At 73.5% G+C, this 15,560-nt stretch carries 18 protein-coding genes; 8 read left to right on the forward strand and 10 right to left on the reverse strand.

What is annotated here, in order from left to right:
* Positions 1–37: 37 nt before the first annotated feature.
* From ACFUVW_RS12895 to ACFUVW_RS12905, 3 genes are all read right to left on the reverse strand, one after another.
* Positions 38–1,543 carry a cellulose-binding domain-containing protein gene (locus ACFUVW_RS12895; protein WP_430571727.1) on the reverse strand — a complete coding sequence of 502 codons (1,506 nt, stop codon included), beginning with the start codon at positions 1,541–1,543 and terminating at the stop codon, positions 38–40.
* 101 nt (positions 1,544–1,644) lie between these two features.
* Positions 1,645–2,823, reverse strand: coding sequence for an FAD-dependent monooxygenase (locus tag ACFUVW_RS12900; protein ID WP_430571728.1), 1,179 nt, complete (start codon positions 2,821–2,823; stop codon positions 1,645–1,647).
* A 4-nt stretch (positions 2,824–2,827) separates the two neighbouring features.
* Positions 2,828–3,130, reverse strand: coding sequence for a putative quinol monooxygenase (locus ACFUVW_RS12905; RefSeq protein ID WP_430571729.1), 303 nt, complete (start codon positions 3,128–3,130; stop codon positions 2,828–2,830).
* A gap of 113 nt (positions 3,131–3,243) precedes the next feature.
* Here ACFUVW_RS12905 and ACFUVW_RS12910 point away from each other — a divergent pair, with 113 nt between their 5' ends.
* Complete coding sequence (locus ACFUVW_RS12910; RefSeq protein ID WP_430571744.1) at positions 3,244–4,371, forward strand: FAD-dependent oxidoreductase; 1,128 nt, start codon at positions 3,244–3,246, stop codon at positions 4,369–4,371.
* On the opposite strand, the gene ACFUVW_RS12915 is transcribed toward ACFUVW_RS12910, so the two are convergent.
* The 7 genes from ACFUVW_RS12915 to ACFUVW_RS12945 all read right to left on the reverse strand — a co-directional run bounded on the left by ACFUVW_RS12915 (position 4,372) and on the right by ACFUVW_RS12945 (position 8,656).
* Positions 4,372–5,208 (reverse strand): MBL fold metallo-hydrolase, encoded by an 837-nt coding sequence (locus ACFUVW_RS12915; protein ID WP_430571730.1) that lies wholly within the window; start codon positions 5,206–5,208, stop codon positions 4,372–4,374. It abuts the gene before it with no gap.
* A 143-nt stretch (positions 5,209–5,351) separates the two neighbouring features.
* On the reverse strand, positions 5,352–5,612 hold the full coding sequence (locus ACFUVW_RS12920; RefSeq protein WP_430571731.1) for a hypothetical protein: 261 nt from the start codon (positions 5,610–5,612) through the stop codon (positions 5,352–5,354).
* A complete protein-coding gene (locus ACFUVW_RS12925; protein ID WP_430571732.1) occupies positions 5,609–5,824 on the reverse strand; it encodes a hypothetical protein in 216 nt (71 codons plus the stop codon). Before ACFUVW_RS12925 ends, ACFUVW_RS12920 begins: the two co-directional genes overlap by 4 nt.
* A gap of 92 nt (positions 5,825–5,916) precedes the next feature.
* Positions 5,917–6,255: a DUF86 domain-containing protein gene (locus ACFUVW_RS12930; protein ID WP_430571733.1), complete on the reverse strand. Its 339-nt coding sequence runs from the start codon at positions 6,253–6,255 to the stop codon at positions 5,917–5,919.
* Entirely contained in the window at positions 6,252–6,689 is a 438-nt protein-coding gene (locus tag ACFUVW_RS12935) for a helix-turn-helix domain-containing protein (RefSeq protein ID WP_430571734.1), read from the reverse strand. Before ACFUVW_RS12935 ends, ACFUVW_RS12930 begins: the two co-directional genes overlap by 4 nt.
* 40 nt (positions 6,690–6,729) lie before the next feature.
* Positions 6,730–7,368 carry a response regulator gene (locus ACFUVW_RS12940; protein ID WP_430571735.1) on the reverse strand — a complete coding sequence of 213 codons (639 nt, stop codon included), beginning with the start codon at positions 7,366–7,368 and terminating at the stop codon, positions 6,730–6,732.
* Between the two features lie 61 nt (positions 7,369–7,429).
* Positions 7,430–8,656: a sensor histidine kinase gene (locus ACFUVW_RS12945; protein ID WP_430571736.1), complete on the reverse strand. Its 1,227-nt coding sequence runs from the start codon at positions 8,654–8,656 to the stop codon at positions 7,430–7,432.
* Positions 8,657–9,147: 491 nt separating this feature from the next.
* On the opposite strand from ACFUVW_RS12945, the gene ACFUVW_RS12950 reads away from it, so the two are divergent.
* From ACFUVW_RS12950 to ACFUVW_RS12980, 7 genes are all read left to right on the forward strand, one after another.
* The gene (locus ACFUVW_RS12950) at positions 9,148–9,900 is read left to right on the forward strand and encodes a DUF4352 domain-containing protein (protein WP_430571737.1); all 753 of its coding nucleotides are present in this window, start codon (positions 9,148–9,150) and stop codon (positions 9,898–9,900) included.
* Positions 9,901–10,031: 131 nt separating this feature from the next.
* Positions 10,032–10,415 (forward strand): nuclear transport factor 2 family protein, encoded by a 384-nt coding sequence (locus ACFUVW_RS12955; protein ID WP_430571738.1) that lies wholly within the window; start codon positions 10,032–10,034, stop codon positions 10,413–10,415.
* 15 nt (positions 10,416–10,430) lie between these two features.
* Positions 10,431–11,336, forward strand: coding sequence for an oxygenase MpaB family protein (locus ACFUVW_RS12960; protein WP_430571739.1), 906 nt, complete (start codon positions 10,431–10,433; stop codon positions 11,334–11,336).
* 161 nt (positions 11,337–11,497) lie between these two features.
* Positions 11,498–12,490 (forward strand): carbohydrate ABC transporter permease, encoded by a 993-nt coding sequence (locus tag ACFUVW_RS12965; protein WP_430571740.1) that lies wholly within the window; start codon positions 11,498–11,500, stop codon positions 12,488–12,490.
* On the forward strand, positions 12,487–13,368 hold the full coding sequence (locus ACFUVW_RS12970) for a carbohydrate ABC transporter permease (protein ID WP_430571741.1): 882 nt from the start codon (positions 12,487–12,489) through the stop codon (positions 13,366–13,368). The genes ACFUVW_RS12965 and ACFUVW_RS12970 overlap by 4 nt, the downstream gene beginning before the upstream one ends.
* 44 nt (positions 13,369–13,412) lie before the next feature.
* Positions 13,413–14,771: an ABC transporter substrate-binding protein gene (locus ACFUVW_RS12975; RefSeq protein ID WP_430571742.1), complete on the forward strand. Its 1,359-nt coding sequence runs from the start codon at positions 13,413–13,415 to the stop codon at positions 14,769–14,771.
* Positions 14,768–15,517 carry a glycerophosphodiester phosphodiesterase gene (locus tag ACFUVW_RS12980; RefSeq protein ID WP_430571743.1) on the forward strand — a complete coding sequence of 250 codons (750 nt, stop codon included), beginning with the start codon at positions 14,768–14,770 and terminating at the stop codon, positions 15,515–15,517. The genes ACFUVW_RS12975 and ACFUVW_RS12980 overlap by 4 nt, the downstream gene beginning before the upstream one ends.
* Positions 15,518–15,560 lie beyond the last annotated feature (43 nt).

Below are 15,560 nucleotides of genomic sequence, written 5' to 3' on the forward strand. Positions count from 1 at the left end.
TATCTACAGTGCTGTAGTGGTGGGCTGCGTCATATGTTTATAAGAGACAGAACCCGTTCAGCGTGACGTTCGCGGGTTCGAGGGTGCGGGACGTCGTGCGCCCGACGAACCCGAACGTCGTGCGCTCGCCCGGCGCGAGGGCGGCGTTCCACCGGGCCGCGGTGGCGCGGACGACATCGCCGTCCTGCCGGGCGTCGGCACCCCAGGCGTGGTCGATCGTCTCGCCCGACCCGAAGCGCCAGGCGGCGGTCCAGCCCTCCGTCGGGAACGTGCCCGTGTTCCGCACGCGCACCTGCGTGGTGAACCCGCGCGGCCAGGTGCCGTGCACGGTGTAGTCGACGGCGCACGTGCGGGCCAGCTCGTCGTGCGTGGCGGGCGCGAACGGCGCCTCGGCGTCGCCGGTCCAGCGCACCAGGTCCAGGTCGGCGGTCTGCGCGCCCTTGGCGCCCGAGTCGGTCGCGAGGTAGAAGAACCCGTGGCCCAGCGGCTGCAGGCCGACGTCCGCCTTCTGCTCCCACCCGCGGACACCGGTCTCGGGGTCCGTGAGGCCGTCGTCCGCCAGCGTGAGGAGCAGGCCGCGCTCGGTGCCCTCGCCGTCCGGGCCGGGCACGCCCAGCAGGTCGCCCTCGACCGGCCGGGTGCCGGCGTCGACGGCGAACATCAGGTAGTTGGGGAACTCCGGCTTGCTGCCGCGGTAGACGCCCAGGAACCAGCGCTGCTGCGCGGCGTCGTACGCGAGGTTCTGCACGCCGTACCGGGTGTTGCCGGTGCGGACGAAGTACTTGCCGTCCGTCTCCGCGGGGCCGACGTGGTGCGGGGCCTCCTCGGTGAGCGGGCGCTCGTACCGCTCCCAGTCGGAGACGTCGTACTGCAGCAGCACCTGGTGGTCGTTGTCCGTGCGCGCCGTGTTCCCGTAGATCCCGTACGCGACCGTGAGGAGCGGCTCGCCGTCGGTCCGGCCGAATTCGGGGCCGAAGCTCACGCCGTCGATCCCGGAGCTGCCGTACCGGTGGTCGGCGGTGTCGCCGACGTTGCCGTCGAACTGCCCGTCGCCGTCCATGTCGGCCGCGTAGTCGTCGTGCACCTCGGGGAGGTACACGGTGGAGAAGACGTCGGACGCCTGGGCGTCCATCCCGACCTCGGTCACCTCGGTGCCGTCGACCACCGCGACGTAGAACGCCTCGTCGGCCTTGTACTCGAGCGAGCCGTAGACGCGGCCGGACTCGGGGTCGAGGTCCAGGTCACCCAGGTGGCCGGTGAAGCCCTCGACCGTCCCCACGAGGTTGCCCTCGAAGTCGTACTTCGCCAGCAGCGTGGTGAACGAGTAGTAGATGAAGCCGCGCGCCTGGTCGACGGCGACGCCCTGCACGTGGCTGGTGGGCCACGTGCCGCCGTTCTGCTCCAGCGGCAGGCTCGCCACGGCCGGCGTGGCGGTGTCGTCGCCCGGCGTGGCCTGCGCGTGCGCGGCGGCCGTCGTCAGCGGTAGGGACAGGGCCGCTGCGAGGGTCGCCGCCGCGAACCGTCGGGTTCGGGGTCGGTCCATGATGCCTCCAGGTTCGCGTCGGTTCGCTTCACCCCATCGCAGGCATCTGTCCAGGTCAGGGCTACAGAGAGAACGTCCGATGAGCGCGGGGTGAAGTCCGCTCAGTCCTCCGGCGGCCGCCAGGCCATGACCGGGCGGAGGGCGCGCGAGCCCAGGGTCTCCGTCCAACGCCCGACGGCGCGCATCCCGGCGTCGCGGGCGGCCGTGGCGGCGGGCGACGTCCACAGGGTCGGGCCGGAGACCCGGGCCGACATCCGCATCACCTTCGCCACGCGCGGCCGTCGCTCGGCGGACCAGCGCAGCAGCGCGTCCGCGACGTCGTCGTCCGGGCGGACGCGCGCGCCGAGCACCACCGCGTCCTCGAGCGCCTGGCAGCCGCCCTGCCCGAGGTTCGGCAGCATCGCGTGCGCGGCGTCGCCCACGAGCGCGACCCGGCCGGTTGCGAGCGATGCCGGCGGCGCGGGCAGGTGCCGCAGCTCGTGCCGCAGCGCGGTGGCGTCGTCGACGGACGCGAGCAGGGCGGGGATCGGGTCGTGCCAGTCGGCGAGGCGGGCCCGCAGCTCGTCGAGGTCGCGCGGGACGCCGACGGCGTCGGCCACCGAGACGTACACGTAGACGCGACCGTCGGCGAGCGGCATGACACCGGCGACGATCCCGCGCCCCCAGATCTCGGAGCCGACGACGCCCGGGACGGCCGGGGCGACGAAACGCCACGCCGTCGACCCACCGGAGACCGGGGCGGGGGCGCTCGGCCACCAGCGGGTGCGCGTGGCGGACTCGATGCCGTCGGCCGCGACGACGAGGTCCGAGTCGCGTTCCGTCGTCGTCCCCGCGCCGTCGGTGACGGCGACGCGTGCCGGTCGCGTCGTCGTCCCCGGGTCCACGACGACGGCGGTCGTCCCCAGCCGCAGCGCTCTGGCGGGCAGCGCGTCCGCGAGCAGCCCCACCAGCTGCGCGCGGTGCAGCATCAGCGTGCGGTCGCCGAACACGGACGACGCGCCCTCGGCGCGCCCGCGGACCAGCCACCCGCCGTCCGGTCGGCGCAGGCCGATCTCGCCCTGCAGCGCGGCGAGGTCGCGCGTCGCGTCGCCGACGCCCAGCGCGTCCAGCGACCGCACCGCGTTCGGCGCGACGACGATCCCCGCACCCACGGGGTCGAGCGACGTCGCGCGCTCGACGACCGTGACGTCCCAGCCGTGGCGCGCCAGCGCGACCGCCGACGCGAGGCCGCCGATGCCGCCGCCGATCATGACGGCGGTACGAGCGGCGTCTTCCCTCACCGTGTCAGTCTCGCAGCGGCGAGCCGACGACGGTGAAGCGGAACCCGCCGAACTCGCCCGACAGCAGCGGGCGGGCCGCCGCGATGGACTCCTGGACGGCCGGGAGCTGCAGCGACGCCTGGTGCGCCTCCGCCGACGTCCACAGCTCGGCCACGAACACCGTGTCCGGCCGGTCGTCGCTGACGCCGACCTCGTAGAGCAGGCAGCCCGCGTCCGCGAGCTCCGTGCTGCGCTGCGTGAGGTGCGCGACCAGCGCGTCGCGCTTCCCGGGGGCGGCACCCAGCGTGCCGACGTTGGCGAAGGTCATGGGTCGTGACGCTAGACCCGACCGGCGACATCGCACGGTGCGCCGTGCCACACGGGCCCGTGGAATCCCGGCCGCGTGCGGCACGTTCCCGAGACGTGACGACGACCGAGGGCATGCCGCAGGAGGCGGACGTCGTCGTGATCGGCGCGGGGCAGGCCGGCCTGTCCGCGGCGTACCACCTGCGGCGGCGCGGGTTCGTGCCCGCGGTCGGTGCAGCGTCGGGCGCGCGCACGTACCTCGTGCTCGACGCCGAGGACGGCCCCGGGGGAGCGTGGCGGCACCGCTGGCGCTCGCTGCGGATGAGCACGGTGAACGGCATCCACGACCTGCCCGGCATCGAGCAGCCCGACGTCGAGCCCGAGGCGGCGAGCGTCGACGTGCTGCCCGCCTACTTCGGCGACTACGAGCGCGAGCTGGGACTCGCCGTCGTCCGCCCGGTGCGGGTGCGCCGGGTCGAGGAGGCGGGTCACGACGGGGCCGGCGGCGACCTCCTGGTCCGCTGGGAGGGCGAGGGCCGGGCCGGCGTCGTCGTCGCGCGGGCGATCATCAACGCGACGGGCACGTGGTCCAAGCCGTTCTGGCCCGCCTACCCCGGGCAGGAGACGTTCCGGGGGCGCCAGCTGCACACCGCCGACTACGTGCGGGCGGAGGACTTCGCCGGGCAGCGCGTCGCCGTCGTCGGTGGCGGGATCTCCGCGGTGCAGCTGCTGGAGGAGGTCTCGCACGTGGCGCAGACGTCCTGGTTCACGCGCCGCGAGCCCGTGTGGCGCGACTCGTTCGAGCCGGAGGACGGCTCGCGCGCGGTGGCAATGGTCGCCGACCGGGTGCGCGAGGGCCTGCCGCCGCTGAGCGTCGTGTCCGTCACCGGGCTCATCAAGACGCCGACACTGCTCGCCGCCGAGGAGCGCGGCGTGCTCGACCGGCGGCCCATGTTCACCCGCATCGTGCCCGACGGCGTCGTCACGCCCGACGGCGACCTGGTCCCCGTGGACGTCATCTTCTGGAACACCGGGTTCCGCGCCGCCCTCGACCACCTGCGGCCGCTGCACCTGCGCACCGCCGGCGGAGGCATTCGCATGGACGGCACCCAGGTCGACGGCGAGCCGCGTGTGCACCTCATCGGCTACGGGCCGTCCGCCTCCACCATCGGCGCCAACCGCGCCGGCCGGGACGCCGTGAACCGGATCGTGCGCCATCTCGCCGCGACGACGGGCGCCGCGACGCTCGTCGCGGGGCGTTAGCTAGTCGGTCGTCCCGGCCGCCTCACGCCGTCGGGCGACGCTCTGGGCCTGCCCCTCGTGGATGTCGCTCACCCACTCCCAGCCAGGTTCGGCCGACGGGCCGATCCTGGGGTCGTCCGGCAACCTGCCGTCCCGCAGGGCGTCCAGGTATGCGCGGTCTCGGGCGATCCGTGCGCGCAGCTCGTCAGCACCGGCGACCGACCCGTGCCCCGGGACCACGGCGTCGACGTCGCCGGCCACCCGCTCCAGCACGTCCAGCCCGCGGAGGTAGTCGCCGATCGGGTCGTTCGCGTCGTCGAACTCGTCGAGCATGGGGACGAAGACGTCCGACAGCATGTCGCCGGCCGCGAGGACTCGGGCCTCCTCGATCAGCAGCGCCGCGTGGCCGGGGGAGTGCGCCGGGTGCTCGACGACGCGGACGGGCGGGCCGTCCCACGGAAGCCGGGTCGTCCCGGCGGGCAGCCCGACCACGAGGCCGAACCCGTCGAGCGGCACGTCCCCGGCGATCTCCGGCGGAAGGCCCTCGGTGACACGGGACTGCCAGTCCGGGGTCGACCTCAGGCGGTGCAGGTCGACCGCACAGCGCGCGGTGCCGTACCGGGGAGCGTCGCCGAGCGCAGCATGCCAGAGCACGTGATCCCAGTCGGGGTGCGTCGCGAAACCCGCGACGACCGGCTCGCCCAGGTCCTGCAGGTCGTTCGCGAGGCACGTCAGCTCGTCGGCCGTGAGGCCGGGGTCGACGACGAGCACGCCGCGACGGCCTTGCACGACGACGGCGTTGTTGCGGAGCAGCTCGCTCTGGTGCGCCCACACCCCGTCCGCGACCGGTCTCAACATGGTGGGCCTCCTGACCTGTCCGATGCGACCGCCCGGCTGGACGTGTCGCGTGTCGATGGTGACCGCTTGGCGCGGAGAAACTCATTGCTGCTCCGCCGACCGGCGCGTCAGAGCCAGTGCCACGCCGCCCGTCCGGCCCGACGTCAGGCTGTGGTTGCCCGTGCCGCCGCGTCGAAGCGCTCGTAGCGCCAGGCCAGGTGATCGCGATCAGGGTGGTCGGCCGTTCGGCGAGGCACGGAGAGGGGTCGACCGTGCATCTCCTGCAGCCCGTGCTTGAGCATGGGCCCGTCGATCTCCTCGAGCAGGCGGAACGCGATGCGGACTTCATCGTCCGGCGTCACGCCGAGCATGTTCTGGTCATAGGCGGCGTGGTGGATCTTGCACAGGGCGAGTCCGTCGTTCACCGTCGGGGCGCCGCGCTGACGATGGAGAGCGTGGAGTCGAACGACGCCGGGTTGCGGATGCCGCGGGAGTAGTCGATGACCGGCAGCTTCTGGCCGTCGAGGTGGAAGTCGAGCAGCTCGTCGCGCCGGAGGAAGCCGCCGTTGGCCTCGGCGCGTTCGCCGACCCACGCCATGATCTGCCTGCGCAGCTCCGCCTCGACCGCCGACTCCACCCGAGGAGCTCACCACCGCGCCAGCTCCGCCGCAAGGGTTCGTGGGTGCGGCTCTCCTGGTAGCGGGGGAATTCACCCGAGCCCGTCCGGTGTCAGCCGATGAGTCGAGCGACCCGGGCCGCGACCTGAGGGATGTTGGTCGACAGGATCGACCACAGCAGCTCGGAATCGGCCACGTCGTAGCCGTGCGCGATGACGTTGCGCGAGTCCTTGACACGACGGAGCTCGAGGTCCGCATGGGCGTCGACGAAACCGGGGTCGTCACGATCGATGCGCCTCACGCACTCGCCGAGGCGGATGAGCAGGTCCTCGGCGGCATAGCGGAGCATCTCGTCCGCGTCGTACGCCTCCTTGCCGCGTGCGACGAGCCGGTCGACGGCGGCTGCGTTGTCGACGAGGTCGTGCAGCCAGCGGTTCGAGCGGTCGTTCACAGCGGGACTGCCTCGTCGACGATGTCCCGGTGCTTGGCGCGCAGCCCGCGCTCGGTGACGACGTCGACGTGGACGCCGAGCAGCTCGGACAGCTCCCGCGGGGTGGAGACGAAGCGCCACGCGTCTTCCGGGCGCACGTCGACGACGATGTCGAGGTCGCTCGCGGGGGTGTCCTCGCCACGAGCCACCGAGCCGAAGACGCGCGGGTTCGTGCCGCCGTTGCGGGCGATGATCGTGAGGACCTCTTCGCGCTTCTCGCGGAGCCGGTCGGACGGCCGGACCATCGCTCGCCGAATGCGTTCGATCATCGCCGGTGAGACGGGGCGCTTGCCGGACTCGTACGCCGACAGGTTGGACGGCGCGATCCCGGCGAGCTCGGCGAGGCGGGCCTGGCTGAGACCCGCTCGCTCGCGCTCGGCTCGAAGGTCGACCATGTCGACGAGGTTATCAGTGATATCCCGGGACGGAGCGGCGTCATCCCGCTCGGTCGACCAGCAGGGCGAGCTGCACGCGGTTCACGCCGAGCCGGGTGGTGGCGCGGGCCAGGTGGGTCTTGACCGTCGCCTCGCCGAGGAACAGTCGCTCCGCGATCTGGGCGTTCGACAGACCCTCGGCGACGGCGCCCGCGATCTCCAGCTCCCGCGCGGTGAGCTGCGCGAGCAGCTCGCGCGCCTCGCGCCGGCCGCGGGCGGCCGGCCTGGAGCCGACCTGCTCCATGACGACCCGCGCGGCCCGCGGGGACAGCGCTCCCTCGCCCGCGGCGACGGATTGGACGGCGGTGACGAGCTCGTCCGGGCCGGAGTCCTTCGCGAGGAACCCGGCGGCACCGGCGTGGACGGCGTCGAGGATGGCCGACTCGGTGTCGAACGACGTCATGGCGATGATGCCGGGCGCGGACGGCAGCGCGGCGGTGGCGGCGGTCGCGCGGATGCCGTCCATGCGCTCCATCCGGAGGTCCATGAGGACGACGTCGGGGTGGTGGGCCTGCACGGCGGTGACCACCTCGTCGCCGTCGGCGGCCTCCGCGACGACGTCGAGTCCGCTCTTCGTGAGGATGGTCCGCAGAAATCCGCGCACCATCGCGTCGTCGTCGACGATCATCACCCTGACCACACGCCGACCCTAGCCACTGCCGGGACCCGCGGGCGCAGGGTGAGCGCGGAGGCGGGTGACTTCAGTCCTCCGCCGTGACGACCCACGGCAGGTGCGCCCGCACCCGGAACCCGCCGTCGTCGGTCGGTCCGGCGTCGAACGAGCCCCCGAGGGCCTCGCACCGTTCCCGCATCCCCGGGATGCCGACGCCGCCGCCGGGGACGCCGCCGCCCGCGGCGCCGGCACCGTTGTGCACGACGACGTCGGTCCCGGCACCCGGGCGCGCCCGCACACTGACGTCCACCCGGGCGCCGGGAGCGTGCTTCGCCGCGTTCGTCACCGACTCCTGCACCACGCGGTAGACGGCGCGGGTCAGGGCGGGGGGCGCGGCGTCGGCGTCGGTGACGAACACGGTGGCGGTGACATCGACGCCGCGCTCCCGGGCACCGTCGAGCAGCTCGGCCAGGTCGCCGAGGGAGGGCGCGGCGCCGGAGTACTCCTCGGCGCCGTCACGCAGGGACTTGATGAGGGTGCGCATCTCCTCGAGCGCCCGGTGGGCGGACGAGCGCATGGACCGCGCGGCGTCCCCGACCCCCGGGTCGTCGGACGACACCTCGAGCGACGCCGCCTCGAGGGAGACGAGGGAGAGCTGGTGGGCGACGGTGTCGTGCATCTCGCGGGCGATGAGGTCGCGCTCCTCCTGCCGCGTGAGCTCGGTGCGCAACGCCTCGGACTCGGCCCGGAGGTCGTCGGCGCGACGCGCCTCCGCGGTCGCCTGCTGCAGCGCCTCCTGGGCCGCGAAGTCGGCGCGCTGGGCCACCCGGCGCGCGGCGTCGGCGTCGGCGTTCGCGGTGACGAGGCGTCGCAGCAGCCCGGCACCGACCGAGACGGCGAGCCCGAGCACGCCCAGCACGATGTACCCCACGGGTGACATGTACGAGGTGGAGCCGTTCTCGAGCGCCACCGAGAAGATCACCTGCGGCGCGGTCGTGGCGTCGCGCCAGAAGGTCACGGCCAGGGCGAGGGCCGTCGCGCCGCCGCACAGCAGACTGCGCCGCAGGTCCGTCCGCGCGATCACCCACGGGAGCGCGATGAGCGGCGCGACGGCGCCCAGCGGCCCGACGACGCCGATCGCTGCGGTCGCGAGACATACCAGGACCGGGTGGGACGTGCGCCACCACATCGCGGCGCCGATGCCGACCGAGACGACGAACCACAGCAGCGACAGTGCGACGTCACCGCCACCCAGGTCGTCCACCGGGGTGGCGAACGCGATCCCGACGATCGCGCAGCACCACGCCACGACCATCGCGCCGATCGTGCCCGCGACGCTCCAGAACCGACGGCCGGGCGAGAGACGCGACGCGGGCGCGGCAGGGACAGGACGGTACAGGGGATACGGCTGCGGGACGCCGGGCTGCCCGGCCGGGCCGGGCGGCGGCGGTCCGTAGGGCGGCGGCGGCCCGTAGGGGGAGGCCCCGTGAGGGGCCTGGGCGTACGGCCGGCCGTACGGCGGCGCCGGCGGGGGAGGCGTGCCGGGCCCCTGGCCACCGGGCGCGCCCGACGGCGGGCGGCCGTACGGGTCGGCGTGGCTCGGCGGCGGATTCATGCGGGCAGCGTACGGCGGTCGCCGGCCGTCCGCCGTCCCCCGATCGGCTCGACGGCGGGGGAAACCCGTCCACCTTTCGGCTCGGCCGGTCGAGCCGCGAAGGGGATCCGCCGGGGTGACCCCGCGCCGGACGATCGTCCCGTTCGGATCGACGTCCCGGCCCTCGTGGCACTGCACCCTCAGGAGTCCTCATGTCCACGTCTCACCCCGACCCGTCCCAGCAGCAGTACCCGCAGCAGCCGTACGGGCCGCCGCAGCCCGGTCAGCAGGCGCACTACGGCGCGCCGCAGGGCTGGTCGCCGCAGCCGCAGATGCCGCCCGCGCCGCAGAAGCGCAAGAACTGGTTCGCCCGGCACAAGGTGCTCACCGGCCTCGGCGCTGTCGTGGTCCTCGTCGTCATCATCGCGAGCGCGAGCGGCGGGGGCGACGACGACAGCCCCGCCGTCGCCGACGTCGACACCGCCGCGACGCAGCAGGCGGACGCCGCGGGCAAGCCCGCCGAGGACGCGAAGCCCGAGGACGCCGAGAAGCCCGCGAAGGCCGACGCGCTGCCCGCCGTCGGCGACAAGGTCCGCGACGGCAAGTTCGAGTTCACGGTGACGAAGCTCGAGGACGGCGTGCAGGAGGTCGGCGACGAGATCCTGGGCGAGAAGGCGCAGGGGCAGTTCGTGCTCGTCCACATGACGGTGGAGAACATCGGCGACGAGGCGCAGTACTTCGACGGGAGCAGCCAGAGCCTCGTCGACACGAAGGGCCGCACGCACTCGGCGGACTCGGAGGCGGGCATCTACCTCGACGAGTCCAACTCGTTCCTCAACGAGATCAACCCCGGGAACAAGGTCGACGGGGTCGTGGTCTTCGACATCCCCAAGAACGCCACCCCGGCGACCCTCGAGCTGCACGACTCGATGTTCTCCGGCGGTGTCGAGGTCGCGGTGAAGTGACGCGCCCGGCCTGGTGACCGCCTCTGCCCGCCGTCCGTCCCTCCCCGACGGCCGGCGGGCAGAGGCTCCTGTCCGCGCCCGCGCGTACGGTCGACCTGTCGACGGAAGCGACCCGCGAGGAGGCGGACGACATGACCACCGACCGCACGGACACGCCGGACGGCGTGGCCGCGGAGTTCTTCGACCGCTACCGGCAGGCCCTGCTGGACCGCGACGAGGCGGCGGTCGCCGACCTGTACGCGGTGCCGGCGCTGATCCTGTTCCCCGGGCAGTCGCTGCCGGTGACGAGCCGCGCGCAGACGGAGCAGTTCTTCGGGTCGTCGTGGAGCCAGTACGAGGGCGTCACGGGCATGACGTCGGACGTGCGGGTCGTGGCGGCCACGGCGCACAGCGTGTGGGCCGACGTGACGTGGCACCACGACGGGCCCGGCGAGGGTACGGAACGGTTCGTGTACCAGCTGGTGCGCACGGATGACGGGTGGCGCATCGCCGTGCTCACGCCGATGGACGTGTGAGCGGATACTGGCGGCATGACGACGGCGACGAACCCGGTCGAGCGGCTCCGGCTGCGGCTGGGAGACGTGCTGTTCGCGAAGGTCGCGGGGCCGGAGGCGGAGGCGGTGCGCGACCGGATCCACCTCACGCCCGGGCCGCGGTGGTTCGCGCCGGACAGCCCGGTCGGGCGCGTGCACGCGGACGCATCGATGTTCGTGGGCGGGCTGCGGGCGCTGCTGCTGCAGTCGCTGCACCCGCTGGCCATGGCGGGCGTGGCCGGGCACTCCGGCTACCGCGGCGACCCGTGGGGCCGGCTGGAGCGGACGGCGACGTTCATCGCGACGACGACGTTCGGCACGGTCGACGACGCGCAGGCCGCGATCGACCGGGTCCGGTCCGTGCACGAGCGCGTGCGCGGCAAGGCGCCGGACGGACGGCCCTACCGCGCGGGCGACCCGCACCTGCTCACCTGGGTGCACGCCGCCGAGGCGGACTCGTTCCTCACCGCGCACCAGCGGTTCGGCGAGCGGCCGCTCACCGACGCCGAGGCCGACGAGTACGTGGCACAGGCCGCCCACGTCGCGCGGGCGCTGGGCGCCGTCGTCGTGCCCGAGACGGTGGCCGGGCTGCGCGAGACGGTCGAGGCGTACCGCCCCGAGCTGGAGGCCTCGCCGGCGGCGCTGGACGCCGCGCGCTTCCTGCTGCGCGAGCCCCCGCTGCCGCGCCTCGCCCGCCCGCCGTACGGGTTGCTGGTCGCGGGCGCCGTCTCGACGCTGCCGACGTGGGCGCGGGACGCGCTCGGCATCGGCACCCCGTTCCGCCGCACGCTCGGCGGCCCGGCCGGCGCGCTCGCCACCCGGGCCGTGCGGTGGGGGATGGGCACCTCCGAGAAGACCCGGGCCTACCCCCGTGCGGGTGTCCCGGCGACGACGCCCGGCTGACGCCTACCTGACGTCCGGCCGACGTCCCGTCGACGCCCGCGTGACCGGCGCGGACCGCCGGTGACCTGCGGGGACCGCCCCGATGAACGTTGCCCGAACGCTTCGTCGGCAGCGCGACCCATCCGGACATCTCGGGCAGAGCGGTTCCTAGAGTCGCGGCTGTGACCACCGTCGTGACCCCACGGCCGTCCGGCCTCCCGGGCGCCCCGTCGGCCCGGGCGGGCACCCCGCCCGCGGGCCCACCACCCGCCACCCGCACGCGCAGCCGCCTCGGCGCCCGCCGCCGCCGGAACGCCCTGCTGTGGGCGCTGCTGCTCGCGGGGCCGAACGTCCTGCTCATCGTCGTCTTCGTCTACCGGCCGCTGCTGCAGAGCCTCTACCTCTCGACGCTGCAGTGGAACCTCGGCTCCCCGTCGGCCCGCTTCGTCGGGCTCGGCAACTACGTCGAGTGGTTCACGGCGCCCACCACGGGCCGCGTCGTCGGCACGACGCTCGTCTTCACGGTCGCGACCGTCGGCGGCGCGATGGTGCTCGGGCTGGGCCTGGCGCTGCTGCTGAACCGGCGGCTGCGGGGCCGCGGCGTCGCGCGCACGGTCGCGTTCGCGCCCTACGTGCTGAGCGGCTTCGCCGTCGGCATCCTGTGGCTGTTCATGTTCGACCCGCGCTACGGCCTGGTGCAGGAGCTGCTCGGCTGGGTCGGCCTCGAGTCGCCCGCCTGGTACACCGCGCGCCCGTGGCCTCTGGTCATGGTGATCGTCGTCTACCTGTGGAAGAACCTCGGGTACGTCGCCCTCATCTATCTGGCCGGCCTGCAGGCCGTGCCGCAGGACCTGCGCGACGCCGCCGCGCTCGACGGCGCGTCGTCGGCCCGCACGCTGCGCTCGATCGTGCTGCCGCTGCTCACCCCGACCACGTTCTTCCTGCTGGTCACGATGATGCTCAGCTCGCTGCAGTCCTTCGACATCATCAAGGCGATGACCCAGGGCGGGCCGCTGGGCTCCACGACGACGCTCATGTACTCGATCTACGAGGAGAGCTTCGTGGGCGGCCGCGCGGGGTACGCGTCCGCAGTCGCCACCGTCCTGTTCCTCGTGCTGCTCGCGGTCACCGCGGTGCAGATGCGGTACGTCCAGCGGAAGGTGCACTACGCATGAGCGCCGCGACGCTCCCCGGCCCCGCCGTCGCCGCCCGGCCGGCACGACGACGCTCGCCGCAGGTCGGCGGTTCCCTCGCCGGCTACGTCACGATGCTCTTCGCGACGGTCGTGCTCGGCCTGCCGCTGGTGTGGCTGCTCCTCGCCAGCCTCAAGACGCCCGAGGAGCTGTACCAGGTGCCGCTGCAGTGGCTGCCGGGGTCGCCGAGCCTCGAGAACTACGCGCAGGCCGCGGGCGCGATCCCGCTCGGTCGCCTGCTGGCGAACAGCATCGGCCTGACCGTCGTCGGCGCGGGCCTCAAGGTCGCGCTCGGCCTGGCGTGCGCGTACGCGCTCGTCTTCCTCGACTTCCCGTTCAAGAAGGTCGTGTTCGGGCTGGTCATCGCGACGCTGATGATCCCGCCGCAGATCACGATCATCCCCAACTACACGCTGGTGGCGAGCCTCGGCTGGCTCAACACCTACCAGGGGATCCTCGTGCCCGGGCTGGCCAGCGCGTTCGGCACCTTCCTGTTCCGGCAGCACTTCCTCACGCTGCCGGCGTCGGTCCTCGAGGCCGCCGAGCTCGACGGCGCCGGTCACTGGCGCAGGCTGTGGAAGTTCGTCGTGCCGATGAGCACGCCGACGCTCGCGGCCGTCGCGCTGGTGTCCGTCGTGACCGAGTGGAACGACTACCTGTGGCCGTTCCTCGTCGTCGACCACGCCGACAAGATGACGCTCCCCGTCGGCCTCACCCTGCTGCAGAACACCGACGGCATGTCGAACTGGGGCGTGCTGCTGGCCGCGACCGTCGTCGTGACCCTGCCCATCCTGCTCGTCTTCCTGATCCTCCAGCGACGCCTCGTCGCCGGCCTCACCGCGGGCGCGGTGACGGGCTGAGCCCGTCCCTCCCGCGCCCTGTCACCCCGAACCAAGGAGCACGTGTGTCCCACCGTCCTGCCCGCCGCACCCGCACCGCCGTCGCGGCGCTCGCCGCGGTCTCGGTCCTCGCCCTCACCGCCTGCGGCGGCCCGAGCGTCGGCGCGACGTCCGGCGACTCGTCCCCAGACGCGTCGGCCGACGTCGACTGGTCGCAGGTGGAGCCTGCGAAGGAGATCACCTGGTGGAGCAACCACCCGGGCCAGTCGCAGGAGCTCGAGCAGCAGCTCATCGACGACTTCACCGAGGAGACCGGCATCGAGGTCGACCTCGTGACCGCCGGCGCCGACTACGACGAGGTGGCCCAGCGCTTCCAGGCCGCGTCGCAGACGGACGAGCTGCCCGACCTCGTCATCGCGTCCGACGTGTGGTGGTTCCGCTACCACCTGAACGACCAGATCATGCCCGTGGACGACGTCATGGAGTTCCTCGACGCCGACGCGGAGGACTTCCAGCCCGCCCTGTACGCGGACTACGAGTACGACGACCAGCACTGGGCGGTGCCCTACGCCCGCAGCACGCCGCTCTTCTACTACAACAAGGACCTGTGGGAGGCCGCGGGCCTGCCAGACCGCGGCCCGCAGACGTGGGACGAGCTCGTCGAGTGGGACGCGAAGGTGAAGCCGGAGGTGCCGAAGGGCGGCTCGACGTTCGGCCTGTCCACCGGCCCGTCGTGGGGCGCCTGGTGGTTCGAGAACATGATCTGGGGCCACGACGGCGCCTACTCCGACGGCTTCGACCTCACGCTCGACACCCCGGAGGCGATCGCGGGCGGCGAGTTCGTGCGCGACCTGTTCCACGGCTCCGGCGTCGCGACGCTCTCGGCCGACGACGCGATGGCGGACTTCTCGTCCGGCCTGATCGCCTCGACCATCGGCTCCACCGGCTCGCTCAAGGGCGCCCTCGACGCCGCGTCGTTCGAGGTCGGCACGGCGTACCTGCCGGACGGTCCGAAGGGCGGCGGCACGCCGACCGGCGGCACCGGGCTGGCCATCCCGTCGTCGCGGACGCCGGAGCAGCAGCTCGCCGCGGCGATGTTCCTCGAGTTCCTCACGAACACCGAGAACACGGCCACGTTCTCGCAGGCCACGGGATACATGCCGGTGCGCACGTCCGCCGTCGAGAGCGACGCGATGAAGAAGACCTACGCGCAGACGCCGCAGTTCCGCACCGCCGTCGACCAGCTCGCCGACAAGGCCCGCGTGCAGGACGACGTGCGCGTCTTCGTGCCGGGCGCCGACGCGCTGCTCAACGAGGCGCTGGAGCAGATCGTCATCGAGGACGCCGACCCGAAGACGGCGTTCGAGGCCATCGCGCCGCGCATCGAGACGGCGTACACCGAGAACGTGGAGCCGTACCTGTGACGGGGGTCGTGGGCTCGCGCCGGCCGCGCGTCGTCGCGCACCGCGGCAACAGCTCCGTCGCGCCGCAGAACACGCTCGCCGCGTTCGAGAGCGCGGCGCTGGCGGGGGCCGACTCGCTCGAGATCGACGTCCGCCTCACCGCGGACGGCGAGGTCGTCGTCCTCCACGACGACACCGTGGACGCGACGACCAACGGCAGCGGCAAGCTGGCGGACCTCGAGCTGCGCGAGGTCCGGCTGCTCGACGCCGGCTCGTGGTTCGCGCCCGCGTACGCCGGGCAGCGGGTGCCGACGTTCGCCGAGGTTATCGGCCTGCTGCGCGCCCGACCGGGCCTGGACCTGCTGCTGGAGGTCAAGGGCGCGTGGACGGCGCAGGAGGTGCTCCGGGTCACCGAGCCGCTGCGTGCGGCGGGCCTCGCGGACCGCACCGTGGCGCAGAGCTTCTGGCCCGAGACGGTGGCCGCCCTGCGCGACGCCGACCCCGGCCTGCGCCGCGGCCTGCTCGTCACCGGGGCGGGCGACGACCTCGTCGCACGCTGCCGCGAGCTCGACGTCGTCATGTGCAACCCGCAGGGCACCGTGCTGCGCGACGACCCGGACGTGGTCGCCCGGCTGCACGACGCCGGCCTCGCCACCGCCGTCTGGACGCTGAACGAGCCCGAGCACTGGGCCGCCGCCGTCGCGCTGGGCGTGGACGAGATCATCACCGACCGTCCCGACCGCCTGGCGGGCTGGCTGGCCGGCTGACGCCTCCCCGAGTTGTCAGGGCCAGGGCGGCGTGCACGCCGCC

The organism is Isoptericola sp. NPDC057391 (assembly GCF_042668085.1).
In the GTDB taxonomy this organism is placed as follows: Bacteria; Actinomycetota; Actinomycetes; order Actinomycetales; family Cellulomonadaceae; genus Isoptericola.